The organism is Pseudoalteromonas sp. PAST1, assembly GCF_021532515.1.
GTDB classification, from domain to species: Bacteria; Pseudomonadota; Gammaproteobacteria; order Enterobacterales; family Alteromonadaceae; genus Pseudoalteromonas; species Pseudoalteromonas simplex.
In genome coordinates, this window is sequence record NZ_JAKGBH010000011.1 from 1 (window position 1) to 26406 (window position 26406).

A 26406-nucleotide genomic window follows, 5' to 3' on the forward strand; every position below is an offset into this window, starting at 1 on the left:
GCCATGCAGCTTTTTATTTAGTAACCGATTATCAATTCCTTCGATAAGTTCTTTTGAACGACTTAAATAGAGGCCAATCAATTGTGAGTTCCTAAGTGGCAGGTGGAGTTCAATTAAATTGAAATATGAATATATTTGACTCAATGCTGAGCCAGATTTAAGTGCTGCTCTGAGGCCTGAATCTGCACTACTTAAAGCCATATGTTTATTTTCGAGCTTTAAATATAGTTGCATTAGCGTATGCTTTGCTGTTGCCATTCCTTCATAAGCATTTAAATCAGCTAAGCGTGAGTAGGCATTTTTTAATAAGGGTAAAGCTTGCTCATAGTCACCACGTTTATAAACTAACTTTGCCAACTGTAAGCTGGTATCTGCAATGTTTATTTGATTTTTTGTTTTAATATCAAACTCAAGTGCTTTTTTGTAGAAGTATTCTGACTGGGCAAGATCATCTAGGCGATGAGAAAGGTTTGCTAAATTATAAAAATTGGTGGCGATTAACCCATTATCTTTACTGCCAATTAAAAGCTTTTGTGCTTTTAATTGCTGAAACATAGACTGGTCTAGGTCATTCAACGTGTCATATAAGGTACCCAGATTACTATGGCTTTGTGCCTGTTTGTTTTTATCCTTTAACTCGTAAGCTAGTTTGAGTGCAGCCATATAATGCTGCTGAGCTTGGGTCGTTTTAACTTGGCGTCTGTAATTGATACCAAGCTCTTTTTGGATTTGATAATGCTCTTCTTTGGACAACTCAGCAATATGCTGTAAAGGTAAAAGTAACTCTATTGCAGCCTCGTATTGCCCTTGTTTTCTTAATATGGGGGCTTTTATCAAATCAATCGTCGATTTTGCGACAGGCGTGCTATTGCTTTGTAGTTTTTCAATTAACAATAGTGCTTTTTTTAGGTTTCCTTTCTGCTCTAAGGCAAATATTTCTTCTATCTGCGGTATGTGACCTGTATTAGCCATACAAGGAAGAGAAAGAAGAGCAAGGATTAAAGTTACAGTTAGCTTCATTAAATATTTCGGTGACCAAGTTTGCCGTTATGCTACTGAGAAAATGTGTGGAAAATATGGAGCAGTAAGAATATTAAAACATTGGGAATATAGAAAATCAGAAGTTATTAGCCATTGCCAATACTAAAGTGTGTTTTACATAATTGGTGCTAATTGTTATGTCTGTTTTTATAATAAATAGAGACAAATCAGTAATTTCTGATTGTGTTTGAACTGTAGCGAAATAAAATTATTGCGTACAAAATTTAAACGTAATGGCCTGATGTTAAAGCAGTAATTTAATTATTTTTATTAGTTATTTTAGTTAGTCGGCCTAATTCTTAGGTGTAATAATATGAAAAAATCGCTACTTTCAGTTCTTGCAATCACAAGTGCTTTATCTACAAATGTAGTCGCTAATGAATGTACGGGTGAGTTGTATGGAATTAATTCTGGTCGCGGCCATCTAGGCATTGTTTTTTCTTTAAATGAGCAAGAGCAAACAGCCGCTATTCACTCAAAAGCAAAGTTTTCTTCTGCTGCTATGGCCTATGATAGTGCAAGGGATCGCTTATATTATGTTTCAGCTCCTCGACCGCTAACTTACAAACTTGATCCTAGTGATTTGAACTTATCTGAAGATGAGTTAAAAGATCTGCCAATCAAGGGGGCTAAATACAAATATACTCAGCTTGCTTATGTTGATATGGCAACTGGTGAACACACAGTAATTTCTCGATCTAATCCAATGACTCGACTGGCTTATGACGCTAATACTGACATGATGTATGGCTCTAAAGGAAGCAAGTTATATACTGTTGATCCTGTATCAGGAAAAACTACATTATTTGGTAACTTAACTGGCTATGGCGACAGCTCAGATATTTTACGCGGTGATATGGTTTTTAAAGATGGCCAACTATTTTTGATCAGTGCTACGAGTATTTTTTCCGTTAATTTGAACACATTGGAGTTAACGAAAAAATCAGAGCATGGCTTAATTGCTGTTACAGGTGCTGCGCTTGATCAAAATGGTGAGCTATTAATTTCTAGAGAAATTATAAACGATCAAGGTCACTATAATACTACCAAGTTATATAAAGCATCGATTGAGACTGGCAAAACGTGTGCAATGGGAACCTACCCGATGCGCATAAATGATTTGGCGCTAAATACAGCAAAACCAGTTGCTTGCTATGCTCAACCTACATGTAGTGTAGAGCCAGACTCTTTTGTTGTTACAAGTATTGATACGCTAAGAAAAGCAACGTGGCAAGGTTATACACTAAATGGCCACTTAATGGATAAACCACTTGCGAAGCTTTTAAGTACAGAAAACTTTGGTGAACAGGGAACTGTTTATAAAACAGTATCTGTAAATCATGATTTTGCAGCGGCAAATTCGATTACTGAAGCTGCGATAGATGCTTATGGCACCGATGTTTTCTTTATTGGCAGTTTCCACAAAAGCGACTTCACAGATAGCGAATTAAATGAAGCTTACAATTGGTCCCTTAAAAAAGGAAACGTAGCGATAATAGCGGGTGATTCTGACTACCCTGAAGAAAAAGTGTATACGACTTGGGGCTATACAGTTACTCGCGATGGTTATGTTGATGGTCCAAATACACAAAACCCAGAAGGAGTGGGTAGTGCAGCTCAAGAGGCAATCTTTGCAGGGCCATTTGGTGAAGTATCTCGCTTTTTCCAAGCTGGTGGCGCAAAAGGTTACTTCTCTGAAATGCCTTCAGGGACTCAAGTCTTAGCTGTAAATCAGGATGGCTTGCCTACAATTGTTTTAGATGCTGCAACAGGCGACATAATACTTGCTGATAGCGGTATGCTGACAACACAAAATAAAGAAGACAACTTTACTGATGGTACCGAGGTATCGAGCATGTCAGACCGTTTATTTATGAACTTAATCAATTATGCGAGTGAAATCGATTAATTGTAATTTTAAGCGCTAATTGAAATCGCGAGGCTTGTGGCCTCGCGATTTTGTTTGTGAGTTTTATACCAATTTCGTTCAAAATTATAAGGAGGATAGTAATAAAGTTGAACAGGAAGTGAGTTATTTTTACATTGAAAGGAATTTAAAATGAAAAAGTTTTTATTATCTACAGTTAGCCTTTTAGGCTTAATACCTGCTGGCCTTAGCGCGTCTGAATGTACGGGTGAGTTATATGGAATCAACTCAGGGAGAGGAAGCTCGGGCTTCGTTTTTTCTTTAGATGAGCAAGCGCAAACGGCTAACATTCATTCTGCTGCAAAGTTCTCATCCGCAGCAATGGCTTTTGATAGCTATCGAAATAGACTCTATTATGTTTCAGCCCCAAGACCTTTAACTTATAAACTGGATACGAGTATTCTCAACTTATCAGATGAAGAGTTAAATGATCTGCCTATAAAAGCCGACAAGTATCGATTTACACAACTCGCCTATGTTGATATGTCTACAGGCAAACACACTGTAGTGGCACGTACTAACCCTATGACCCGTCTTGCTTATGACCCTAACAAAGACGTTATTTATGGCTCTAAAGGGAGTAAGCTTTACCAGGTTGCTATTGATTCAGGTGAAACTCAGTTCTTAGGCAATATGAAGGGCTACGATAGTAGTTCAGATATTCTGCGTGGCGACATGGTTGTTAAAAATGGTGAGGTTTACCTCATCTCTGCCACAAGCATTTTTTTATTGGATCCGGAAACACTGGAGTTAACAAAAAAATCTGAACATGGTTTAACGACGGTAACAGGTGCTGCTCTAAATCAAAATGACGAATTGGTAATTTCCCGTGAAGTCATTAATGATCAAGGTAATTTTAATATTACTAAATTATATAAAGCATCAATCGAAACGGGTAAAACATGCACATTGGGGACATACCCAGTGCGAGTAAACGATTTAGCACTAAATACTCTAAAGCCTGTTGCATGTTATGCGCAGCCTACTTGTAGTACAGGAGTAGAGTCGCTTGTAATTACGAGTATTGATAAGCAAAGAAAGGCACGATGGCAAAACTACACATTAAACGCTTACTTGTTTGATTTACCGATGGCTAAACTTGCAAGCCCAGAAAATTTTGGTGAAAGTGGGGTTGTAGCTAAATCAGTATCGGTTAATCATGATTTTGCGGCATCAGGCTCAATTACTCAGGAAGCGATTGAAAGTTATAACACTGATATCTTCTTTATGGGTAGTTTTTACAACAGTGATTTTACTGAAACAGAAATTGCAGAGCTATATAATTGGTCAGAGAAGAAAGGAAATGTTGTCATCATAGCATCAGATTCCGATATGACTGACGAGAAGGTGTATTCAAAGTGGGGTTATACAGTAACCAGAGAAGGCTACAAAGATGGACCAAATACCCAAAACCCAGAAGGTTTAAACTCTCAAATACAACAAGCTATATTTGCAGGTCCTTTTGGAGAGGTTACACGCTTTTATCAGGCCGGTGGTTCAAAGGGATACTTCTCAGTAATGCCAGAAGAAAGCCAAGTGTTAGCTGTCAATCCAGATGGCTTACCGACAGTGGTTTTTGACTTGAAATCGGGTGATATATTACTCGCAGATAATGCAATTATTAACTCTCAAAATAAAGTTGGTAATTATACTAATGGTACCGGAGTTAGTAGTATGACAGACCGTTTATTTATGAATTTGATATATTTAGCTAGCGAAATCGAATAACGCTAATCAGCAAATAAGAACTAAAATCGCGAAACGTGCTGTTTCGCGATTTTTTTTGCAGCCAAAGTAATTTCATTACCAGCAACTAGTAAGTGTATTTTTTATCCTGTTAGTGTGTTGTTTAACCAATAAATAATTAATGCCAACAAGCAATGAATGAATACCAGCAAACACAACTAACCATGATGAAAGCCCAGCTGTTAGATGATTAACCATTATCAAGCTAGCTAACATGATGACCAATGAATAATTTAATACTGTTTGTAATAATTGCTTAAATCTTAAGTGCTTCCAGCGACTCCATAGAACCAGCAACAATGTAGTTGAGGGCAAGACAAACAAAATACATTTAAATAAAGCAACGACTAACTGCGTATCGTTATAGGGTGGCTCAACCACTGCGCCAAACGAATGCCCTGAGTTAAGCGTTATTAAGGCAAGACCCAAAGCTGTAAGTATATTTTTATTTTTCATTTATAAACTCTATACCATCAAATTCATCAACAATCTAAGTTTCATAGCTAAAAATGGGTTATGCATGTGCGCTTATAAGCTCTTTGGCATTTGCTCTAGCCATTTTACTGATATTGTCACCGGCAAGTAGTCGGGCAATTTCATCAATACGGCCTTCTTTAGATAGCTTATTCATTTGAGTGTAGGTTTCGCCGTTTGCAATTTCTTTAGCTACAAAAAATTGCTGATGTCCAGAGCTTGCAACCTGCGGCAAGTGAGTTACACAAATAACTTGAGTTGATTTACCTAATTGGCGTAAAAGCTTGCCAACTGCAGACGCGGTTGGTCCAGAAATACCCACATCTACTTCATCGAAAATAAGAGTCGGCGTTGTAACACGCTGAGCAATAATGACCTGAATAGCTAAACTAATTCGCGATAACTCACCACCAGAAGCCACTTTAGATAGTGCTTGTAACGGTTGACCTGGGTTGGTAGATACTAAAAACGACACCGTATCAAAACCCATTGCACTTGGCGCTTTATCGCTAGTTTGTTGAATATCAATCGCAAACCTGCCGTTTTCCATTGATAAGTTAGCCATGCTATCACTAATTAATTGATTAAGCGTATCTGCGTATTTATGGCGGCTTTCACTTAACAGTTTTGCTGCTTGTTTATATTGCTCAAGGGCATTGTTAATTTCGCTTTCGAGAGCAACAAGGCGGTCGCTGTTATAACTAATTGATGCTAACTCTTCTGCGATTGACTGATGAAATTCTACCAGCTCTTCTGGTTTTATATGATGTTTTCGGGCAAGGTCCATAGCACCTGTTAAACGCGTTTCAACTTCGTCTAACCGGGCAGGGTCTAAATCAGTTACATCAACATAGCTGCGTATCTCGCGGCTAGCTTCTTCAACTTGAACGGCAGCTTCACTCAGTAATGATGCTATGCTAGATAAGCTTTCATCGTAGCTTGCCAGCTCTGTAAATTGTTGGGCGCTATGTTGCAGCAATGAGCACGCACTTTGCTCATCACTTTCGTATAAGTGTTGTAGCTCACGTTGGCATGACTCTAAAATAGTCTGGCTATGGCTTAGTTTATGATGCTCAGCTTCAATCTCTTCGAACTCACCCGGTTGCAGGGCAAATTCATCAAGTTCAGCTACTTGATACTCCAGTAATTGCTTTTGAGCTGCTTGTTGCTGCTGTTGTTGTTCAAGTTGATTAAATTCTTTAATTAATGCTTGGTAGGCTTTAAAGCGCTCTTTAACATCAGCTAATAGCTGGTTGTGGCCGGCATATGCATCAAGCAGGTGCAACTGATGTTCAGCTTTTAATAAATGCTGATGGGCATGTTGCCCGTGAATAGAAATTAAATACTGACCTATCTCTTTTAATTGTGCAGCGGTAACTGAGCTGCCATTAATGTAGCTCTTGCTGCGGCCATTTTTGCAAATAACACGGCGTAGTAAACATTCGCCTTCACTGTTTGAGAGTAAATGTTGCTCTAAAAAGTGCTGGGCAAGAGGGAGTTGGCTAATATCAAATTGTGCACAAATTTCTGCACGATCCGTACCTGGGCGAACAGCACCTGCATCTGCACGCTCGCCTAAACATAATGACAGGGCATCAATTGCAATTGATTTACCTGCACCCGTTTCACCTGTAATAGCTGTCATACCATTGTGCCACTCAGTACTTAAATTACTTACAATGGCAAAGTTTTTAATTTCTAACCCGATTAACATACTGTTTATCCATCCAGTCAATTAACTGTTAATTTATACAGTGTTTTCGGGTTTTGCAAATTAAATTTTTAAGCTTTGCTTAATTCTGGCAGTTGATTTTCTTGGACTGATTCATTTGCAGCTTGCGTGCTCTGGGCTAGCGGCTGATCGTCCTGTAAATCGGTGGGGGGCTGATATTTAATTACTTCAATCAGCGATGGTAAGGCTTCTTGATAAAACGCTTTATTGTACTCGATGCCGTTGTTAGGCAATTCAGCCATAAAATACTGTAACCTGTCAGCGAGCTGATCAATTTCCTCAGGGCTTTGCGCTTTACTGGCTTCCATTATGATTGTGTTGATAAGCAAATCGCTAATGAATTCGAGGTAAGTGAGATTTTCTTCATTGTGCGCTTGCACTACAAAGTAATTGCTGGTGATCATATTTAGGCGCGAAATATTCTTAGGGCGGATAATTTTGCCTTCGCTAAAATCAATTAATTTATTTTTAAAGTCATTATTGATTTCTTTGACTCGTTGATTAAAACGTTTTTTTTCAGCTTCAATAGCTTTACGACGATTGCTCTCAACCACCCAGTAACAACCTAGTAAGGTGATAAGTAATAATAGAGCAAGAAAAACGATATAACTCATTTCGCCTTAGAATCCTTTAAAAAATACAGCTTTTAGTCTTATTATTTTGCGCTAATCAATACGCCTTGGCAATTAGCTTGAGATAAAAAAAGCCACTTAAAATAAGCGGCTTCCCCAATTTAATTTTTTTCTTAATACATTGTAGTAAGAGTATTCCTTTGGGTGAATCAAACGTAGACGCTTGTCAGCTTTTTTAATCACTACTTCGTCACCAGGTAATACAGCTAAAACTACGTGACTATCACAGCTGACTTGTAGGCTGTCGGTATTTTCGAGGCTAAGCTTTAAACGTACTTCATTGTCAGCGTCAACCACAAGAGGACGGCTTGATAATGTGTGCGGGAACATAGGAACTAATGAAATCGCATTCAGCTCAGGGGTTAAAATAGGCCCGCCGCCAGATAATGAATAGGCTGTTGAGCCAGTTGGTGTTGAAACGATTAATCCATCAGAGCGTTGAGAGAATACAAAGTCGTTATTAATAAAGGCCTCAAACTCGATCATATGCGCAACTTTATCAGCATGAAGTACCGCTTCATTCACTGCCAAGTTTGCACTTTTCAGTTCGGCATGGCGATATACTTCAACTTCAAGCAAGAAGCGTTTTTCCTCAAGGAACTGGCCACTTAACACTTGTTCTAGGCTCGCTTCAAAACCTTCTGGGTTTAAGTCAGTTAAAAAGCCTAAGTTGCCACGGTTTACGCCAATCACAGCGACATCAAAACGCGCTAATACTCGAGCTGCGCCAAGCATATTGCCATCACCACCGACGACTATGGCTAAGTCTGCTCGTTCACCTAAATCTACCAATTTAACTAGGTTTTCTTGAGGAAGGTCTTCAAGTTGACGTCCAGTGCGCTGTTCTACTAGCACTTCGAAACCCAAGGCTCGCAAAAATGTGTGCAGGCGAGCAAGTGTGGCAGCTGCCCCGCTGTGATTAGGTTTGCCAATTAAACCTATGGTTTTAAACGGTGAATCCATGTTATTTGCACTTAAACTTTCATATCGATAGATTACATTAAAAATTAATGCTTTGAAAATAACTTGAAATAAACTTGCTGCGCCCAAATATCCACTGGCAAGAAGCAAGATGTATGAATTATGAAATTAAATCCGCGCGACCAACAAATTTTTTCAGCTGTGATGAGCCTTTACTGTAACGGGGAAGGTCAGCCTGTAGCCTCAACTCGTATTGCCAAACAAAAAGGCATGGCGGTATGTTCAGCTACAGTGCGTAATGCTATGGCACGGCTAGAAAAAGTGGGCTTACTCTATTCGCCACATACTTCTGCTGGGCGTGTACCAACCAATGCCGGTTTTGATTATTGGCTTGATGAGTTTTTTGCTCTACCTGAAATCGCACCATATTGGCAGCCTGAGCAAGCACAATTAGTCGAGCTAGCCCATGGTTTGAGTCAGCGCTATAAAGTGTGTTGTTGTGTGGGCTTACCTCAAGTCAGCTCGCAGTTGGTCTTTCGAGTAGAGGTGCTTGATTTTGATGGTAGCAATTGGCTAATTCTACTAATAGATAGAGCAGGGCAAAGCCATAACATTTGCATTACCAAACCTGAAGATTCATCTGATGCCGTTCGTTACCAGTTTGCTACTTGGCTTAATACCGTGTTTAGTCAGCAAACCTTAATGGAAGGCTTATATCGTATGCAGGCAATGGCAAGCACGGCACCAAATAATTGCCATGACTCACTAACACAATGGACTCGGCAATTAAGCCAAAAGCTTGGTTCAGACAACAGTATTGTGGTCGGTGAAAACTACCTTTACCGCCAAGTTGATTGTCAAACCAGTTTAAATATAGGTGTATCGTTTTTAAATTTTGTTGAAGATAAACTTGCATTTAAAAATGGTTTATCGGTATTAAACACAGAACAACTGCCATTTACAGATTGTAATGAGTTGATGGTGATCAGCGTTCCTTATTTTAATAACCATGAATACCAGAGCCGATTTTGCGTAATTTGTCCAAAATCAGCGCAAATAGAAGCAATCATCCAAGAATTTAAGTTAATCGGCTCATCAGCCTCTTGAATCTTTTAATTCAATCCCCATAATTACCGCAGTTGTAAAGAATTGGAGCATGTAAGCTATGTCTGAGCAGACAAAATCACCAGAGCAAGAAGTTGAACTAAACGAAGAATTTGAACAAATGCAAGCTGAAGTAGAAGCTGCAGAAAAAGCAGCTGAACAAGTTGACGGCGAAGAAATGAGCCCTGAAGCTGAAATCGCTTTACTACACAGCGAATTAGAAGCGGCTAAGCAAACTATTAACGATCAAAAAGACAGTGTTGTTCGTGCTGCTGCAGATGTTGAGAACATGCGTCGTCGTGCCGCTCAAGATGTAGAAAAAGCGCATAAGTTTGCACTTGAAAAGTTTGCTAACGAATTATTACCAGTTATCGATAACCTAGAGCGTGCGATTGAGTTCTCTGATAAAGAAAATGAGCAGCTTAAACCTGTGCTTGAAGGTATCGAAATGACTGTTAAGAGCTTTAATGATGCGGTATCAAAATTCGGTGTTCAAATTGTTAACCCACAGGGTGAGCAATTTAACCCTGAATTCCATCAAGCAATGTCAATTCAACCAAGCAATGATGTAGCACCTAATACTGTTCTTGCAGTAATGCAAAAAGGCTATACATTAAACGGCCGTTTATTACGCCCTGCAATGGTTATGGTATCAAAAGAAGCTGAATAAGCTTTAAAGAAAAATAAAATAATGCCTGTTAATCACAGGCATTTTTTTTGTCCAATTTTCGATGCCAAAGCTGCACGAGTAAGATAAGTATCAGTGCGCTGAACATCATAGCAGAAAATGGAATGGCACTTTGTGGGTGAACAAAAGCAAGGATAGGCCCAACTAAAGCGCCACTGCCGAATCTTAGGGTACCAATAACAGCTGTTGCAGTGCCTGATTTTTCCTCAAATTGCATCAGTATCAATGAGTCCGCATTACTCGCTATAATACCTAAGCTCATCATCAGTGGTGCGATGCTTGCTACGATAAAATACAGTGATAAATGCAGCACACTGAATAATAACAATGCCCCACCAGACACAAAGCCAATGCTAAGGCCAATAAACAACAGTTTACGAGAACCCAAGCGCGGCACTAAACGTGTATTCATAAAGTTACCGAACATTAAAGCCAACACGTTAAAGGCGAATAACACACCGAACAATTGCTCATCTACTTTGAAGAAATCGAGGTATACATAAGGTACCGATGTTAAAAAGCAAAAGAATGCGAATGAGGCAAACATTGAGCTGGCAATATCGGCAAGGGCACTACGACGGGAAAATACCGTTTTATAGCTATTAAAGAACAATGCCAAGCCACGTTGCTGACTCTTAAAAATTGGAATATCGATTAAATGAATTTGCACCAAGGCTAAAATAGCAAAACTGTAGGCCGCCAATGCAATAAAAATAACCTGCCATGTCGAAATTCCCATGATTAATGAGCCTAGAGTAGGGGCAATTAACGGGGCAACCATCATAATCATCGAGACATAAGACATGCCTTTGGCTGTGTTCTCTCGATAAATATGACGAATAATACCCGGCACTACAACGGTTGCAGCAGCGCCAGTGAATGCTTGCACAGCTCTTAAAGACCAAAATAATTCGATGTTAGTACAAAATGCTAGTGCTAATGAGCTGATACCAAATAGCGCTAAACCCACCTTAGCGAGTAATCGCCTGCCAAGTTCATCGGCAATCGGGCCAAAAAAAAGCATGCCAAGAGCATAACCTGCTAAATAAATGCTGAGTGATATTTGCACATTTGGCATGGTTGTTTGCAAGTCGTTGGCAATCACCAACATCGCTGGTAAATATAGATCAATTGCCAAAGGCGTAATCGCGACAATACTTGCCAGTAAAGGTAATAAAATGCGTTTATTTAAAGTCTCAGGGGAAGGCATTGTTTACTCATTCATCAAATAGTAGGTCACTATTGTAGCAGTGTGAGTCACTGTGGTGAACTTAGTTTGCCTGCTAAGTAAAAGAATTAACTAAATGGTAACAACTGAGTGGGTGATTGTTCATTTTCATATAAAATTAAGCAATGCTTTGCTATATTAGCCTCAATTACACAAAGTATTTGAAGGACTAGTATGAAAAAGTTAATCATGGCCGTGTTAGCCACCGCTGTTTTAGCTGGCTGTAAAACCTCTCCTACGGGACGTACCCAAATCGCACTTTATTCAGATCAACAAATGAGCCAAATGGGTCAAGCAAGCTTTGCTGAAATGAAAAAAACACAGCCTGTTAATACTGATCCAGGTGTCAATGCTTATGTAAAGTGTATTGCCGATGATGTTATTGCGGTTTTACCTAACGAGTATGCCAAGCAGTCTTGGGAAGTTGTTGTATTTGAAGAAGATTCAGCAAATGCATTTGCATTACCGGGGGGGTATATTGGTGTTCATACAGGTTTATTAAAAGTCGCTGTAAACCAAGACCAATTGGCTACAGTACTAGGTCACGAAGTTGCACATGTTATTGCTGAGCACTCTAATGAGCGTGTATCACAAAACGCACTGTTACAAACAGGACTACAAGTTGGTGGTGCAGCACTTGATATGGGTAATGTTCAATATCGTGGCGAAATTATGCAAGCCTTAGGCTTAGGCGCACAGTATGGTGTTGTTTTACCATTTAGCCGCTCACATGAATCAGAAGCGGATATTGTTGGCTTAGATTTAATGGCAAAAGCAGGGTTTAACCCAGAGCAATCAGTTTCGCTTTGGCAAAATATGAGTGCAGCTGGCAGTAGCGGTACACCTGAGTTTATGTCGACTCACCCAGCACCGGGTAACCGCATCAAAGAGCTTCAAAAGCATATGTCGGAAGCATTAAAAGCCCAACAAGCGGCGCGAGCAAAGGGTAAAACCCCGCAGTGTAAACTGTAAAGAATATCTATAGAAATTAAAAAAGCCTGTACTCAGTGATGACTACAGGCTTTAATTTTTTCAGCTTTCAGCTTTCAGCTTTCAGCTTTCAGCTTTCAGCTTATTAGAACGTCCACTCAACGTGAAGTTGTGGTACTGACTCAGTTGTGTCTGTACCTAGCTTGTTGTGCCAGTATTGCCACTCAAGGCCTAGCAGTAAGGTGTTTTCTTTCATGCTCATTGCGTGACCTAAATCCCACGTAATGATTGGCTGCGCTAAAATCCACGCTTTAACATCTTCGCCAAATTCATTTTCACGCTCTGCAATGTATTCAACATGGCCTGTTACGTTGAACTTTTGTGAGCCAATAGTGAATGGGTAGCCCCAAGCAACATCAATCATCCAGCTGTTCGTTTCAGTTGGAGCACCACCGCGTGCTACGCCTTCACTGTCATCGATGTAAGCGGTAAATAAAGTAGATAAAAAGCTAAAGCCAGGTGCTTGCCAGCTTAGTTTTACACCCGGTAAATACTTAAGAACTTTCGAATCGCCTGCGGCATTAAAACCTGCCGTTAAACCTACATCAGTAATTGCGCCGTATGAGAAATCACTGCCAGAGATTTTTGATAAACTGAATGTTGAATACCATTCGCCGTAAAAGTCTTTATCTTGATAACCATCTTGACGGTCGTCATTGCTGTAATCAATAAAAAAGAAGTTGTCGCCATAGTCATAACCAGACGCATGCTGTAGTGATACAACCGTGGTGTTTGACTTAGTCAATGAAAACGGGTTTTTGTGTTCACCGTTATTAACGTGTAATTGCGTAGAGCTCCAATTAGCGGCATAGCTCGAAGTACTTACTGCACAAAGCGCAGCAACAGAAAGGATCTTTTTCAAGTTCATATCTCAATATTGATGGTGTAAAGGGGGATATAAAGTGAGGATTATAGCAGATACGCCCATATTTGGGCGTATCGAGAGAAAAAATTATTTAACTTATGCTTTATTTCGGCGTAAGCAAATTACTGCAACGGCAGTAAAGGCAAGAATAAAGCAGTAGTAAGAAGAGGTAGAGACTTCCCATGGGCTAATTTTGAATGTTGCGCCGAGTAGAAGTGCTTGTGCGCCATACGGCAATGAGCCTTGCGTAACACAAGCAAAAATATCAAGTAAGCTTGCTGAACGCTTGCCTGTAATTTCGCCATCATCTGCTAATTTTTTAGCAATTGGGCCTGCAACAATAATAGACACGGTATTATTGGCAATACATAAGTTACTAGTCATAACCAGTGCGGCAATCCCTAATTGATCTGCTACTTTACGGTGCCATTTTGCAATGATTTTTGTAATTGCCTGAATTTTGTTAGCAATATAATCAAGACCACCATTAATACGGATAAACTCTGAAAGACCACCAATAAACATCGATAGCAAGAAAATTTCCTGCATATCAGTAAAGCCTTTATAAACATCTTTTACAAAGCTTGCACCTTCATAGCTGCCAGTAAAGCCCATAAGTGCAGCGAAAATTATACCGCTAAATAGCACCACGAATACGTTAAAGCCCATTACCGCGAGCACTAAGATAAAGGCATAAGGTAACACTAATAAAATATCGAAGTCTTGTGTCTCTACAGCTTCTGCTGCAGGGGTTAAGAAGAATAATAAGCCGATAGTTAATGCCGCAGCAGGTAAGGCGATTTTTAAGTTCTCACGGAATTTATCTTTCATTTCACAGCCTTGCGTGCGGGTTGCAGCAATAGTTGTGTCCGAGATGATTGATAAGTTATCACCAAACATGGCACCCGATACAATCGTGCCTGCCATCAGAGATGGATCAATGCCTGTTTTTTGGGCGACGGCATAAGCAATCGGGCCAATCGCACCGATAGTACCCATTGAAGTGCCCATCGCAGTCGACACAACCGCAGCGATTAAAAATAATCCAGGTAGTAACAGAGCAGGTGGAATAAGTGATAAACCGGCATTAACAACGGCATCAACACCACCGGTTGCACCAGCAACCGCAGAAAACGCACCAGCAAGCAGATAAATCAAACACATAGTGATGATGTTGCTATGGCCAGCACCTTTAATAAAGGTTTCAACACTGTGGTTGATGGTATTTTTATTTAAGATAAACGCCAGCATGATGGCAGGTAAAATTGCCACAGGAGCAGGCAATTGATAGAAGGCGTAATCGACACCTTGAGACTGTAAGTATAAGCCAGCGCCTAAAAATAAGCCGACAAACACCAAAAGCGGCAGCAAAGAAAGTTTTGCTTTTGTTTTATTAAATGATGGCTGCATCATATTCCTCGTTAGATAACCAATAACACAGCCAAACACTTCTTTTAGCTGTATTTAGTTGTGTCTAAAAGACAACAACAGCGCCCGCAAGCCAAAGACCAAATCGGCGCAAAGGAAGAAGTTTAAATGTATAGATGGCTAAATGCAAAGACTATCTGTTATTATTGTTGTTCTATTAATAAATCTAAAATTAGCTCTGTATTTTTTATAAGCTAACCTGACTATTACATGAGTTTTCGATAAAATCCAGCCAGCTAAGAAGAATAGATAAGGTAACTATATGAACCGCATAGGTGTATTTGGCGCAAACGGCCGCATGGGACTTGCACTTTTAGAAGCTGTCTCAAAAAAAGATGACGCAACATTAACGGGCGCGTACGTACGCGAAAACTCACCACTTTTAGATAGTGCGGTTAATCAATTAAACAGCGCTGCATCAGCAGATGTTTCATTTAGTAAAGAAACAGACGTAAAAGATGCAGATGTATTGATAGATTTCACCTTACCTCAAGGCATGCGCAACCACTTAAAAACAGCGGTCGAAAAAAATATCGCCATGGTAATTGGTACTACGGGCCTTAACCAAGATGATCTTGATGCCCTTAATGAAGCCGCGAAACACATTCCGATTGTTTTTGCCCGCAACTATAGCGTAGGCGTGAATTTACTGCTTAACTTAGTGCAGACTGCGGCTGTGAAGTTTGGCGATGATATGGATATCGAAATATTTGAGGCCCACCATCGTCACAAAATCGATGCGCCATCAGGAACTGCATTGGCAATTGGTGAAGCGATTGCCGAGGCAAAAGGCTGGCAGCATGATGAAGTCGCGCGTTTTGATAGAAGCAATGACGAACATGCAAAATCGCAAAATGAAATCGGTTATTCAGTCATGAGAGGCGGAGATATAGTAGGTGAACACACCGCATATTTCGCAACTTCTGGCGAAAGGCTAGAATTAACTCATAAAGCAAGTTCAAGAATGACCTTCGCATTAGGTGCTGTAAGAGCTGCGGGCTGGTTGAAAAATAAACCAGCTGGACTTTATGACATGCAAGATGTGCTTGACTTGAAGTAGTTTAGTTTCTTTTTTGGCAGTTTCAGTGGATTTTTAGTTAATAACGCTTATTTTTACTATTTTATTAATTAAGATTAGATCTGAAAGCTAAATTACTGTAGAATAGCGCCAATTTGCCAAAAATTCATAAATGCGTGTTTCCAATCGCTATAAACGGGCAGTAGAGCAAATGACTTTACTCCCGTTTTTTACTGTTAGGAGGTTAACTTGACTAAATCCGCTCTGTTAGTCCTAGAAGACGGCACAGTGTTTCGCGGTACTGCAATCGGCGCTGACGGCATGTCAGTCGGTGAAGTAGTATTCAATACGTCTATGACTGGTTATCAAGAAATTTTGACTGACCCTTCATACGCGGAACAAATCGTAACTTTGACGTACCCACATATCGGTAATACGGGTACTAACAGCGAAGACGAAGAAGCGGGTCAAATCTGGGCTAAAGGCCTAGTGATCCGTGATTTGCCACTGCTAGCAAGTAATTTCCGTAACGAGCAATCGTTAAGTGATTACTTAAAAGAACGCAATATCTTAGGTATTGCCGACATCGACACTCGTAAATTAACACGTATCTTACGTGATAAAGGCGCTCAAAATGGTTGTATCATTGCAGGCGACGAGTTAGATGAGAATAAAGCGCTTGAAGCTGCGCAAGCCTTCCCAGGCTTAAAAGGCATGGATTTAGCAAAAGTTGTCTCAACCAAGGAAAATTTTGAGTGGCGCGAATCAAGCTGGACGTTAGGTTCAGGCTTTAAAACGCTAGAAGCAGCAGACGAGAAGTTCCACGTTGTTGCTTATGACTTCGGTGTTAAACGTAATATCTTACGTATGTTAGTTGACCGCGGTTGTAAATTAACCGTTGTTCCTGCACAAACATCTGCAGAAGACGTACTGGCATTAAACCCAGACGGTATCTTCTTATCAAATGGCCCAGGCGACCCTGAGCCGTGTACTTACGCGATTGAAGCAATTAAAACTTTCCTAGAAACAGACACGCCAATCTTTGGTATCTGTTTAGGTCACCAATTACTTGCACTTGCTTCAGGTGCACAAACGGTGAAAATGAAGTTTGGTCACCACGGTGGTAACCACCCAGTTAAAGACCTTGACCGCAATGTTGTAATGATCACAGCGCAAAACCACGGTTTCGCAGCTGACGAAGCAACATTACCAGCGAATTTACGTGCAACTCACGTTTCTTTATTCGATGGCACGCTACAAGGTATTCACCGCACAGATAAGCCTGCATTTAGCTTCCAAGGTCACCCTGAAGCAAGCCCAGGTCCACATGATGCGGCGCCATTATTTGACCACTTCATCGACCTGATGCAAGCACGTTCTAACTAATTTAACCGGAGTAACAATGCCAAAACGTACCGACATAAAAAGCATTCTTATCTTAGGCGCGGGCCCGATCGTAATCGGTCAAGCTTGTGAATTTGACTACTCTGGTGCACAAGCGTGTAAAGCACTACGAGAAGAAGGCTTTCGAGTAATTCTTGTAAACTCGAACCCTGCAACTATCATGACTGACCCTGAAATGGCGGATGCGACGTACATCGAACCAATTCACTGGGAAGTGGTAGAGAAAATCATTGAAAAAGAAAAGCCAGATGCAGTACTACCTACTATGGGTGGTCAAACAGCATTAAACTGTGCGCTTGATTTAGACAAGCACGGTGTACTGGCAAAACATGGTGTTGAGCTAATCGGTGCAACTGCTGATGCAATCGATAAAGCTGAAAACCGTGAGCGTTTTGACGTAGCAATGAAGAACATTGGCCTTGAGTGTCCACGTGCAGAAATCGCTCACTCAATGGAAGAAGCACACGATGTACTTAGCCGTATCGGTTTCCCATGTATCATTCGTCCATCATTCACTATGGGTGGTACCGGTGGTGGTGTTGCATACAACCAAGAAGAATTTGATGAAATTTGTGAGCGTGGTTTAGATTTATCACCAACAAATGAACTTTTAATCGATGAATCATTAATCGGTTGGAAAGAGTACGAAATGGAAGTTGTTCGTGACAAAAACGACAACTGTATCATCGTATGTTCTATCGAAAACTTTGATCCTATGGGTGTTCACACGGGTGACTCAATCACGGTTGCACCAGCGCAAACACTAACTGATAAAGAATACCAAATCATGCGTAATGCATCGATGGCGGTACTTCGTGAAATCGGTGTTGAAACAGGTGGTTCAAACGTACAGTTTGGTGTGAATCCAGTTGATGGCCGTATGGTTATCATCGAGATGAACCCACGTGTATCGCGTTCTTCAGCACTAGCATCAAAAGCAACCGGTTTCCCAATTGCGAAAATCGCTGCAAAACTAGCAGTAGGTTACACCCTTGATGAGCTACAAAACGACATCACTGGCGGTAAAACACCAGCGTCTTTCGAGCCGTCAATTGACTACGTTGTTACTAAGATCCCACGTTTTAACTTCGAAAAATTCGCAGGTTCAAACGACCGCCTAACAACACAGATGAAGTCTGTGGGTGAAGTGATGGCAATTGGTCGTAACCAACAAGAGTCGCTACATAAAGCATTACGTGGTCTTGAAGTTGGCGCAACGGGCTTTAACCCAATTGTTGCCCTTGATGATCCGAAAGCAAAAGAAAAAATCATCCGTGAATTACGTGAGCCAGGTGCTGAGCGTATTTGGTACGTTGCTGATGCAATGCGTCACGGTATGAGCGTAGAAGACGTATTCGAATTAACTAAGATTGACCCTTGGTACTTAGTTCAAATCGAAGACATCTTAAAAGACGAAGCAACAATCAGCGAAGTAGGTATGGCTGGTTTAAATGCTGAGTTTTTACGCAAGCTTAAGCGTAAAGGTTTTGCTGATGCGCGTATCGCTGAAATTGCCGGTGTTTCTGAAGCAGAAATTCGTAAGAAGCGTCACCAGTTAGCTATCGTGCCTGTATATAAGCGCGTTGATACCTGTGCTGCAGAGTTCAGCTCAGACACAGCTTACATGTACTCATCTTATGATGAAGAATGTGAAGCGAATCCATCTGACAAAGATAAAATCATGGTAATCGGTGGTGGTCCTAACCGTATCGGTCAAGGTATCGAATTCGATTACTGTTGTGTTCACGCAGCATTAGCTTTACGTGAAGACGGCTATGAAACAATCATGGTTAACTGTAACCCTGAAACTGTTTCAACTGACTACGATACATCTGATCGCTTATTCTTCGAGCCAATCACGCTTGAAGATGTATTAGAAATCGTACGTGTTGAAAAGCCAAAAGGTGTTATCGTTCAGTACGGTGGTCAAACACCACTAAAACTTGCTCGTGAGCTTGAAGCGAATGGCGTGCCAGTTATTGGTACTTCACCAGATGCAATCGACCGTGCAGAAGACCGTGAGCGTTTCCAACAGCTTGTTGAGCGTCTAAACCTTCTTCAACCAGAGAATGCAACGGTTACTTCTTTAGAAGAAGCGATTGTTAAGTCTGCTGAAATTGGCTTCCCACTGGTTGTACGCCCTTCGTACGTACTAGGTGGTCGCGCGATGGAAGTGGTTTATGATGAAGACGATTTACGTCGTTACATGACCGAAGCAGTATCAGCGTCAAATGAAGCGCCAGTACTACTTGATCACTTCTTAGATAACGCAATCGAAGTTGACGTTGACGCTATCTGTGACGGTGAGCAAGTAATCATCGGTGGTATCATGGAGCACATTGAGCAAGCAGGTGTTCACTCAGGTGACTCAGCGTGTTCATTACCAGCTCACTCACTAACAGCTGAAGTACAAGACGTAATGCGTAAGCAAGTGACAGATATGGCACTAGAGCTTGGCGTAGTAGGTCTAATGAATACACAGTTTGCTGTGAAAGACGGTAAAGTTTACTTAATCGAAGTAAACCCACGTGCTGCGCGTACAGTACCGTTTGTTTCAAAAGCGACAGGTATCGCACTTGCTAAAGTAGCGGCACGTTGTATGGCAGGTCAGTCGCTAGCAAGCCAAGGTATTACAAAAGAAGTAATCCCTCCTTACTACAGCGTAAAAGAAGTGGTACTGCCATTTGCTAAGTTCCAAGGTGTTGACCCAATTCGTGGCCCAGAAATGCGCTCAACGGGTGAAGTTATGGGTGTTGGTGAAACTTTCGCCGAAGCATTCGCAAAAGCACAATTAGGTGCAAGCAACACTTTACCACGCGGTGGTCGCGCGTTACTATCGGTACGCAACAGTGACAAACCACGTATCGTTGAACTAGCTAAAACCATGACTGATCTTGGTTTCGAGCTAGATGCAACAGGTGGCACTGCAAAAGCACTTGAAGAAGCTGGTATTGCAGTTCGTCGCGTGAACAAAGTATACGAAGGTCGTCCTCATATTCTTGATAGAATTAAAAATGGTGAATACAGCTACATTGTAAACACTACTGAAGGCCGCCAAGCGATTGAAGATTCGAAGGTGTTACGTCGTGGTGCGTTACAGCATAAGACTAACTACACAACGACTCTGAACGCGGCATTTGCTAACTGTACTGCAAACCAAGCAGATGACCGTAGCAAGGTGACGTCAGTTCAGGAACTACACCAGCGAATGAACTAAGGAAATGTGCCAAGGGCGAGGCAATCGCCCTTGGGATTAAGTGAGAATAATATGCAATCAATTCCGATGACAGTTCGTGGTGCAGCATTACTGCGCGAAGAACTTAACGAATTAAAAACAGTTATCCGTCCAAAAATCGTTGCTGATATCGCTGAAGCACGTGAGCACGGTGATTTGAAAGAAAACGCTGAATACCACGCTGCTCGTGAGCAACAAGGTTTCTGCGAAGGCCGTATTCAAGAAATTGAAGCGAAGCTTTCAAATGTGCAAATCATTGATGTAACTAAAATGCCTAACACAGGTAAAGTTATTTTTGGCACAACGGTCACTATCGTTAATGTTGAAACCGATGCTGAAGTAAAATACCAAATCGTAGGCGATGACGAAGCAGATATCAAAAACAACCTGATCTCTGTTAACTCACCAATCGCGCGTGGTTTAATTGGTAAAGAGGTAGATGATGCCGTTATCATTAAAACGCCAAACGGTGAAGTAGAGTACGAAATCATTGAAGTTGAGTATATTTAGTAGCTTAACCAAGCATTGAAAAAACCGCAGTTCACACTGCGGTTTTTTTATGCCTGTTTACAGGCGTGGATTTATTCGGTACGTTGGCTACAAACTGTTGCAATGAAGGAGTAATAATGGCGAAAATTCAGTATCCTAAACCACTTGTTCAAGGTGATAAAATAGCCATATGTGCTTTTTCATCAGGTGTTGATAAAGCCTTTCATGAGCGCTTAGACATAGTACTTAATGGCTTAACAGCCAAAGGTTTTACTGTTATTGAAGGTGCCTGCTTACGTCAGTCACACAATAGTGCAAAGCAACGTGCTGATGAGCTCATGCAGTATTTAACTGATGATTCAATCGCAGCCATCATGCCGCCATGGGGGGGCGATCTCACCATGGAGATTTTACCGCTTCTCGATTTCAATGCGATAAGTAAAGCAAGGTCTAAATGGTTGGTTGGCTTTTCAGATATCAGCACGTTTGCATGTGCATTAACCACTCGTTGTGGCTGGGCAACCTTGCACGCTGCGAATTTAATGCAAATTCACCCTGACGATCCCGATGTTTATTTAGCAAATATATTCAGTGCCATGTCACTTGAAGAAAAACAGCAATTGCATCAAGTTGCTTCGCCTTTTTATCAGCAAAAGCAAATTGATTATAAAGCTAAGCCTGAGGCTCAATTTGACTATACTGCTCCTAGCCAATGGCGCTGTATTAACTATAAAGATAAACGCCAAATTGAAGTGTCTGGTCGCTTAATTGGCGGCTGTTTAGATACCTTAGGTCTGTTGTTACCCTCTAATTACTATGCATTGCATGAGTTTAAAAAACAGTATGCACCAGAGGGGTTAATTTTATACCTAGAAAATGCAGAGCTCAGTCCAATGGCCCTTGCACGTTGTTTGTTATCGTTAAAGTTGAATGATGTTTTTACTGATGTAAATGCGGTGGTATTCGGCCGCAGCCCTGCAATTAATAACGACTGCTACTTTGATGAATACCAAGCAATAGAGCTCGCATTTAAAGGCAATTTGTTCCCAGTTATTGTTGATGCCGACATTGGCCACGTAGCCCCTAATTTAGCATTAATTAATGGTGCTGTTGCCACAATAACTGCAGATTTGTGTGAAGGTATGGCGAGTAATGTGGTTGTGAAGACAATATGTAATTAAAGGAAGCTCTGATTGGCTAGAACTAGGTGACCAAGTTTGGTTTTGGGAGATATTAGTGTGAAAGTAAAATTATTATTGCTTGGCATGATATTACTTTTGTCCTGTTCAACTGCGAAAAGTGCTCTTTATGTAAATTCTGAAAGTTGTACAGTGAAGTTAAATAACACAGAAAAAAACTGGGGTTAATTACTCCATGCAGTTTAGTGAAAGTTCATGATAATTTATTGAATTTTAAGAAATATGGTGAAACAGAGGTTTATATTATTTCTGGAGCACCATCACCGTTAGATAAGCTGTCGAGATGGTCCGTAACAAAAGAAGATAACTGTTCACTAGAATATCAAGCTGTTATTGTTAATAATGAAACACTATCATTATCAAAGGTGAAGGATAAAACCTTGGTTTGCCCTAATTTAGGCTTGGATGAAAAAGTGTATAGGCAGTTTCTATCTGATTAAAAGCTTATAGGCTCATTTATAATAGCCATTTAAAGTTACGCCTACATTAAAAGGCGTAACTATTAAGGTTTGTTAAACAATCTTAATTACCGCATCTTTATCTAAACGCGATTTTGGTAATGCAGCATTATAATCTTGCTCTGGCTCGTGATAACCAATAGCGAGTGCCACTTCACATACATAGTCGCCTAATTCATCAGCAAAAAGCTCACCGAGTAAATCTTTATCGACACCTTCCATCGGTGTTGAATCTAAACCTAAACGAGCCACAGTATGCATAGTATTACCTAAGGCAATGTAGGTTTGCGCTTTAGTCCAAGCGGCGTTATCACCTTGCTCATCTGTATTTAAATCAACAAAGGCGAAGGCACCAAAAGCCTGCTCTTTGTTTTCTGCTTTTGTACGGCCATTAGCAATATCGGCATCAATTACTTTTTCATAATCAGCACGTTTATAGCTTGGGTTATAAGCAAATAAAATGGTGTGTGATGCCGCTTTTGCATGAACTTGGTTAAACTGAAACTTATTTGCAAAACTATCATGCAGACGCTGTTTACCTTGCTCTGATTCAATGACCACAAACTTCCATGGTTGAGAATTAATAGACGATGGCGATAAACGTAATGCTTCTAAAATTACAGCTAAGTCTGCTTGGCTAATTTGTTTTGAAGCGTCGTAACGTTTACTAGTATAACGGCGTTGTAAGTCAGAAATGATTGGGTGTGTCATGATTTGCTCCCGCATGTATAACAATTAGGTGCAGTTTACGCCTTGCATACTTTACGATAAAGCGCATAATTGAATAAACATTATCAAAAATTTTTAGTTAATATGCTGGTTGAAGATCTTAAATTAATCCTCAAGGTGGCTGAATTTCGCAGTATTACAACCGCGGCAGCCAAATTAGACATGCGAGCTGCTACCGCCAGTGCGGCAATTAAACGTGTTGAAGCAGCGCTGGGGGCTGAGTTATTTGTTAGAACTACTCGTCATTTGCGTTTATCTGCGGCAGGGGAGCGCTTTTTACCTCAGTGTCAGCAAGCAGTGCTCATGCTAGACCAAGCCACACTCGCGTTAAAAGGTGAGCATGATGAAATTGAAGGAGAACTAAGAGTCGCATTATCTTCAGATTTAGGCCGCAACATCATTATCCCATGGTTAGATGAGCTACTTGATGAGTATCCAAAGCTGAGTATGCGCCCGCATATTAGCGATAGTAATGTCGACTTTTACCGAGACTCCGTTGATTTTGCCCTTAGGTATGGCTCGCCATCCGACTCAAATTTGTATGGCTTTAAAATTTGTAATGTTCCGCGGCTGTTATGTGCAACCTCGGAGTACATTGCCGAACATGGCGCGCCGACACATCCCGATGAATTAAATCAGCATCAAGGCCTGTTTTATCAACTGCAAGATATCATCAATAATGTCTGGGAATTTACCGATGGAACCGAGCGTTTTAAGGTGAAAATGCAAGGCCGCCGAGCATCTAATGATGGTGATTTGGTAAGGCGTTGGTGCGTGGCTGGTAAAGGCCTAGCGGTTAAATCATGTATTGATATCAGTGATGATTTACTAAGTGGGCGGGTAGTGCCCGTGATGCAAAATTATCCTCACTTATGTGCTGAGCTTTGGCTAATATGCCCAAGTCGACAGTCCATTACACCCGCGGTTCGTCTAGTGCGTGATATATGCCGAGAAAAAACCAAGGCGATCCTCAATCAACTGATTGAAAAAGGCATATTAGATAAGCGGGTACTCGATAACTAATTACTTTAGGTATAGAATAGCTTGGCTTATTCATCTTATTGATTAAGCAACATTCTCAGGGCGGGGTGAAATTCCCCACCGGCGGTATACTTTGAAATTAAGTGAGCCCGCGAGCGCTTTAACTTTGGTTAGAGGTCAGCAGATCTGGTGAGAGGCCAGAGCCGACGGTGATAGTCCGGATGAAAGAGAATATAGTTTATCTATAAAACAGTAATTGGCTGCCTGCGGGTGGTCTTTTTTGCTGTGCCTTTCAATGTCCTGAATCTTTTCATATTTAATTTAATAGGTATTAAAAATGATGATTCAGTCTTCTTTACTTAGCCAATTTGGCGAACCACTTGAACGCGTTGAACGTGCTATTGCTGCCTTGCAGCAAGGTGAAGGCGTACTTGTAGTAGATGACGAAAACCGTGAAAACGAAGGTGATTTTGTGTATTCAGCACAGCACCTGACCACAGAGCAAATGGCCATGATGATCCGTGAAGGCAGCGGTATTGTGTGTCTTTGTATGGGCGATGAGCGTGTTAAACAGCTTGATTTACCACAAATGGTTGAACATAACACCAGCCAGAACAAAACAGCTTACACAGTGACCATTGAAGCTAAAACGGGCGTGACAACTGGCGTTTCAGCAACTGATCGTGTAACCACCATTAAAGCGGCAACAGCTGACAATGCAAAGCCTGAAGATTTGTCTCGTCCAGGACATGTGTTTGGGCTGCGAGCACAAACGGGTGGTGTATTAGTGCGCCGTGGCCATACCGAGGCATCTGTTGATTTAATGCTGTTAGCGGGTTTAACACCGTTTGGTGTTATTTGTGAATTAACGAATCCAGATGGTTCAATGGCTCGCTTGCCTGAAGTAAGCAAGTTTGCCAGTGAGCACAACATGCCTGTTGTATCGATTGAAGATTTAGTTGCCTATATCCAAGCAACGCAAAAACAGGCTTGTTAAAAGCTTTAAGTTTTGCGCTATAAGCTATAAGTAAAAAGTGAGGCTACCTTGGTAGCTTCACTTTTTACATTAATCTATGTAAAACCTCATTGCGCATGGCTTGGTTGATAAGGCTGACCATTCTGGTGTGGTCTAAATTACTGTAATGCACTATGGATACACTCTTATTTTGAAGTGCTTGCCAATAACCAGCAGGGCTTATTTGGTCAGCGTTACTGACATAGAGTGTGGTTCTATTAGCTGATTGTTTGCCGTTCAGTAGGGCGATTAAATCAAGTTGTGTTTCATCAATACCAGTTTCTTGAATTACATCTTTTGCTGCGTTTTTAAAATCATCATCTTCGACAAAGTAGCTTAATTTTGGGTGGTAATTTTTTGCTACGGACATTAGTGCGATGTCAAAATGCACCATTGGTGCAACCATTATCTGTTGATTTACATTAGGCATTTGCTTTGCAAGTTGCATAGCAGCAATACTGCCCATTGAATAACTTAAAATATCAATTTGTTGGTATTGGTTGGTATTTAAAAAATGCTTTAATACATCAAGACTATTTAGGCCAAATTTGAATTCACTATATTGATTGCTCGCAGGCATTAGGATGACATCTTTGCCGGTAAAATGACTAAGCCAGCGGGCTTGAAAGCTATAAATCAAACTACTCACACCATAACATGGGAATAGTATAATTGCTGAATCGTTTTTCTGTTTGGCACCATTTATAGAGGTTAAAGTTGTTTCAAATGTTTCCATTTCCTCTTTTGATTTAAGTTGAAAAGTTATGCCAAATTGTTCACCTTGCTCAAAATATTCGATTAAATCATTATGGGAAAATATTCTAACTGCTAAACATTCATGTGTAGTGTTACATGTTTTGTGAGATATACCTTCGTAAACGGTATTCAACATTGGGTCGTCAGGGCCACCGTAAGATATCTCTTCTACAGGTTGAGTGATTTGATAAGCAATAAAACTCTGACAACCACTGAGGACTGAAATATAAAAAATGCAGAGGATAAAGCGCATAATTCCCTTTGTTGTTATTGTAGTATTTCCATTAATCACAACAACTTACCAATCAAATAGTAATAATGCAATTGGATAATATTTATTCAAGGG

General features: G+C 40.7%; 23 protein-coding genes and 1 riboswitch. Of the genes, 13 read left to right on the forward strand and 10 right to left on the reverse strand.

Annotation, left to right across the window (positions count from 1 at the left end; genetic code table 11):
* Positions 1–1020 (reverse strand): tetratricopeptide repeat protein (locus tag L1272_RS07245; RefSeq protein ID WP_235373076.1); only part of this gene is annotated, 1020 nt, incomplete at its 3' end.
* A 334-nt stretch (positions 1021–1354) separates the two neighbouring features.
* Here L1272_RS07245 and L1272_RS07250 point away from each other — a divergent pair.
* Positions 1355–2950 (forward strand): hypothetical protein, encoded by a 1596-nt coding sequence (locus L1272_RS07250; protein WP_235373077.1) that lies wholly within the window; start codon positions 1355–1357, stop codon positions 2948–2950.
* A 150-nt stretch (positions 2951–3100) separates the two neighbouring features.
* Complete coding sequence (locus L1272_RS07255; protein ID WP_235373078.1) at positions 3101–4696, forward strand: hypothetical protein; 1596 nt, start codon at positions 3101–3103, stop codon at positions 4694–4696.
* A gap of 75 nt (positions 4697–4771) precedes the next feature.
* Here L1272_RS07255 and L1272_RS07260 read toward each other — a convergent pair whose 3' ends face one another.
* The 4 genes from L1272_RS07260 to nadK all read right to left on the reverse strand — a co-directional run bounded on the left by L1272_RS07260 (position 4772) and on the right by nadK (position 8515).
* On the reverse strand, positions 4772–5170 hold the full coding sequence (locus L1272_RS07260) for a hypothetical protein (protein ID WP_235373079.1): 399 nt from the start codon (positions 5168–5170) through the stop codon (positions 4772–4774).
* 58 nt (positions 5171–5228) lie between these two features.
* Positions 5229–6902 carry a DNA repair protein RecN gene (gene recN / locus L1272_RS07265; protein ID WP_054551518.1) on the reverse strand — a complete coding sequence of 558 codons (1674 nt, stop codon included), beginning with the start codon at positions 6900–6902 and terminating at the stop codon, positions 5229–5231.
* Between the two features lie 68 nt (positions 6903–6970).
* Positions 6971–7534: a hypothetical protein gene (locus tag L1272_RS07270; RefSeq protein WP_194441584.1), complete on the reverse strand. Its 564-nt coding sequence runs from the start codon at positions 7532–7534 to the stop codon at positions 6971–6973.
* Positions 7535–7630: 96 nt separating this feature from the next.
* Positions 7631–8515: an NAD(+) kinase gene (gene nadK / locus L1272_RS07275; RefSeq protein ID WP_166340406.1), complete on the reverse strand. Its 885-nt coding sequence runs from the start codon at positions 8513–8515 to the stop codon at positions 7631–7633.
* Between the two features lie 120 nt (positions 8516–8635).
* On the opposite strand from nadK, the gene L1272_RS07280 reads away from it, so the two are divergent.
* Positions 8636–9580, forward strand: a complete 945-nt coding sequence (locus L1272_RS07280; RefSeq protein WP_235373080.1) for an HrcA family transcriptional regulator — start codon at positions 8636–8638, stop codon at positions 9578–9580.
* 58 nt (positions 9581–9638) lie between these two features.
* Complete coding sequence (gene grpE / locus L1272_RS07285; protein ID WP_235373081.1) at positions 9639–10247, forward strand: nucleotide exchange factor GrpE; 609 nt, start codon at positions 9639–9641, stop codon at positions 10245–10247.
* A 28-nt stretch (positions 10248–10275) separates the two neighbouring features.
* On the opposite strand, the gene L1272_RS07290 is transcribed toward grpE, so the two are convergent.
* Positions 10276–11475 carry a Bcr/CflA family efflux MFS transporter gene (locus L1272_RS07290; RefSeq protein ID WP_199529751.1) on the reverse strand — a complete coding sequence of 400 codons (1200 nt, stop codon included), beginning with the start codon at positions 11473–11475 and terminating at the stop codon, positions 10276–10278.
* Between the two features lie 192 nt (positions 11476–11667).
* Here L1272_RS07290 and L1272_RS07295 point away from each other — a divergent pair, with 192 nt between their 5' ends.
* Positions 11668–12465, forward strand: a complete 798-nt coding sequence (locus L1272_RS07295; protein WP_054551513.1) for a M48 family metallopeptidase — start codon at positions 11668–11670, stop codon at positions 12463–12465.
* 103 nt (positions 12466–12568) lie between these two features.
* Here the strand turns inward: L1272_RS07295 and L1272_RS07300 are convergent, their stop codons facing one another.
* A complete protein-coding gene (locus tag L1272_RS07300) occupies positions 12569–13351 on the reverse strand; it encodes an outer membrane protein OmpK (RefSeq protein ID WP_054551512.1) in 783 nt (260 codons plus the stop codon).
* Between the two features lie 93 nt (positions 13352–13444).
* On the reverse strand, positions 13445–14758 hold the full coding sequence (locus tag L1272_RS07305) for a Na+/H+ antiporter NhaC family protein (RefSeq protein WP_054561704.1): 1314 nt from the start codon (positions 14756–14758) through the stop codon (positions 13445–13447).
* 280 nt (positions 14759–15038) lie between these two features.
* On the opposite strand from L1272_RS07305, the gene dapB reads away from it, so the two are divergent.
* From dapB to L1272_RS07335, 6 genes are all read left to right on the forward strand, one after another.
* A complete protein-coding gene (dapB, locus tag L1272_RS07310; protein WP_138615973.1) occupies positions 15039–15836 on the forward strand; it encodes a 4-hydroxy-tetrahydrodipicolinate reductase in 798 nt (265 codons plus the stop codon).
* Positions 15837–16043: 207 nt separating this feature from the next.
* Positions 16044–17180, forward strand: a complete 1137-nt coding sequence (gene carA, locus L1272_RS07315) for a glutamine-hydrolyzing carbamoyl-phosphate synthase small subunit (RefSeq protein ID WP_055020805.1) — start codon at positions 16044–16046, stop codon at positions 17178–17180.
* A 16-nt stretch (positions 17181–17196) separates the two neighbouring features.
* A complete protein-coding gene (carB, locus tag L1272_RS07320; protein WP_054551508.1) occupies positions 17197–20415 on the forward strand; it encodes a carbamoyl-phosphate synthase large subunit in 3219 nt (1072 codons plus the stop codon).
* A 51-nt stretch (positions 20416–20466) separates the two neighbouring features.
* A complete protein-coding gene (gene greA / locus L1272_RS07325; protein ID WP_235373082.1) occupies positions 20467–20943 on the forward strand; it encodes a transcription elongation factor GreA in 477 nt (158 codons plus the stop codon).
* Positions 20944–21059: 116 nt separating this feature from the next.
* A complete protein-coding gene (locus L1272_RS07330) occupies positions 21060–22103 on the forward strand; it encodes a S66 family peptidase (protein WP_235373083.1) in 1044 nt (347 codons plus the stop codon).
* Positions 22104–22306: 203 nt separating this feature from the next.
* Positions 22307–22561, forward strand: a complete 255-nt coding sequence (locus L1272_RS07335) for a hypothetical protein (RefSeq protein ID WP_194441580.1) — start codon at positions 22307–22309, stop codon at positions 22559–22561.
* A 72-nt stretch (positions 22562–22633) separates the two neighbouring features.
* Here the strand turns inward: L1272_RS07335 and L1272_RS07340 are convergent, their stop codons facing one another.
* On the reverse strand, positions 22634–23290 hold the full coding sequence (locus L1272_RS07340) for a nitroreductase family protein (protein ID WP_235373084.1): 657 nt from the start codon (positions 23288–23290) through the stop codon (positions 22634–22636).
* Between the two features lie 102 nt (positions 23291–23392).
* On the opposite strand from L1272_RS07340, the gene L1272_RS07345 reads away from it, so the two are divergent.
* Positions 23393–24331, forward strand: coding sequence for a LysR family transcriptional regulator (locus L1272_RS07345; protein ID WP_138600484.1), 939 nt, complete (start codon positions 23393–23395; stop codon positions 24329–24331).
* Positions 24332–24378: 47 nt separating this feature from the next.
* Positions 24379–24526, forward strand: a riboswitch (FMN riboswitch).
* Between the two features lie 106 nt (positions 24527–24632).
* The gene (gene ribB, locus L1272_RS07350; RefSeq protein ID WP_138616028.1) at positions 24633–25286 is read left to right on the forward strand and encodes a 3,4-dihydroxy-2-butanone-4-phosphate synthase; all 654 of its coding nucleotides are present in this window, start codon (positions 24633–24635) and stop codon (positions 25284–25286) included.
* 64 nt (positions 25287–25350) lie between these two features.
* On the opposite strand, the gene L1272_RS07355 is transcribed toward ribB, so the two are convergent.
* The gene (locus L1272_RS07355) at positions 25351–26352 is read right to left on the reverse strand and encodes an alpha/beta hydrolase (protein WP_235373085.1); all 1002 of its coding nucleotides are present in this window, start codon (positions 26350–26352) and stop codon (positions 25351–25353) included.
* Positions 26353–26406 lie beyond the last annotated feature (54 nt).

What these genes read in the sequence shown, in the direction of transcription:
- L1272_RS07295 (WP_054551513.1), top strand. Translation starts at nt 11,668, where the DNA reads ATGAAAAAGTTAATCATGGCCGTGTTAGCCACCGCTGTTTTAGCTGGC.
- L1272_RS07300 (WP_054551512.1), bottom strand. Translation starts at nt 13,351, where the DNA reads ATGAACTTGAAAAAGATCCTTTCTGTTGCTGCGCTTTGTGCAGTAAGT.
- L1272_RS07280 (WP_235373080.1), top strand. Translation starts at nt 8,636, where the DNA reads ATGAAATTAAATCCGCGCGACCAACAAATTTTTTCAGCTGTGATGAGC.
- L1272_RS07290 (WP_199529751.1), bottom strand. Translation starts at nt 11,475, where the DNA reads ATGCCTTCCCCTGAGACTTTAAATAAACGCATTTTATTACCTTTACTG.
- L1272_RS07255 (WP_235373078.1), top strand. Translation starts at nt 3,101, where the DNA reads ATGAAAAAGTTTTTATTATCTACAGTTAGCCTTTTAGGCTTAATACCT.
- nadK (WP_166340406.1), bottom strand. Translation starts at nt 8,515, where the DNA reads ATGGATTCACCGTTTAAAACCATAGGTTTAATTGGCAAACCTAATCAC.
- L1272_RS07305 (WP_054561704.1), bottom strand. Translation starts at nt 14,758, where the DNA reads ATGCAGCCATCATTTAATAAAACAAAAGCAAAACTTTCTTTGCTGCCG.
- L1272_RS07340 (WP_235373084.1), bottom strand. Translation starts at nt 23,290, where the DNA reads ATGACACACCCAATCATTTCTGACTTACAACGCCGTTATACTAGTAAA.
- L1272_RS07270 (WP_194441584.1), bottom strand. Translation starts at nt 7,534, where the DNA reads ATGAGTTATATCGTTTTTCTTGCTCTATTATTACTTATCACCTTACTA.
- L1272_RS07345 (WP_138600484.1), top strand. Translation starts at nt 23,393, where the DNA reads ATGCTGGTTGAAGATCTTAAATTAATCCTCAAGGTGGCTGAATTTCGC.
- L1272_RS07330 (WP_235373083.1), top strand. Translation starts at nt 21,060, where the DNA reads ATGGCGAAAATTCAGTATCCTAAACCACTTGTTCAAGGTGATAAAATA.
- greA (WP_235373082.1), top strand. Translation starts at nt 20,467, where the DNA reads ATGCAATCAATTCCGATGACAGTTCGTGGTGCAGCATTACTGCGCGAA.
- recN (WP_054551518.1), bottom strand. Translation starts at nt 6,902, where the DNA reads ATGTTAATCGGGTTAGAAATTAAAAACTTTGCCATTGTAAGTAATTTA.
- dapB (WP_138615973.1), top strand. Translation starts at nt 15,039, where the DNA reads ATGAACCGCATAGGTGTATTTGGCGCAAACGGCCGCATGGGACTTGCA.
- grpE (WP_235373081.1), top strand. Translation starts at nt 9,639, where the DNA reads ATGTCTGAGCAGACAAAATCACCAGAGCAAGAAGTTGAACTAAACGAA.
- carB (WP_054551508.1), top strand. Translation starts at nt 17,197, where the DNA reads ATGCCAAAACGTACCGACATAAAAAGCATTCTTATCTTAGGCGCGGGC.
- L1272_RS07250 (WP_235373077.1), top strand. Translation starts at nt 1,355, where the DNA reads ATGAAAAAATCGCTACTTTCAGTTCTTGCAATCACAAGTGCTTTATCT.
- L1272_RS07260 (WP_235373079.1), bottom strand. Translation starts at nt 5,170, where the DNA reads ATGAAAAATAAAAATATACTTACAGCTTTGGGTCTTGCCTTAATAACG.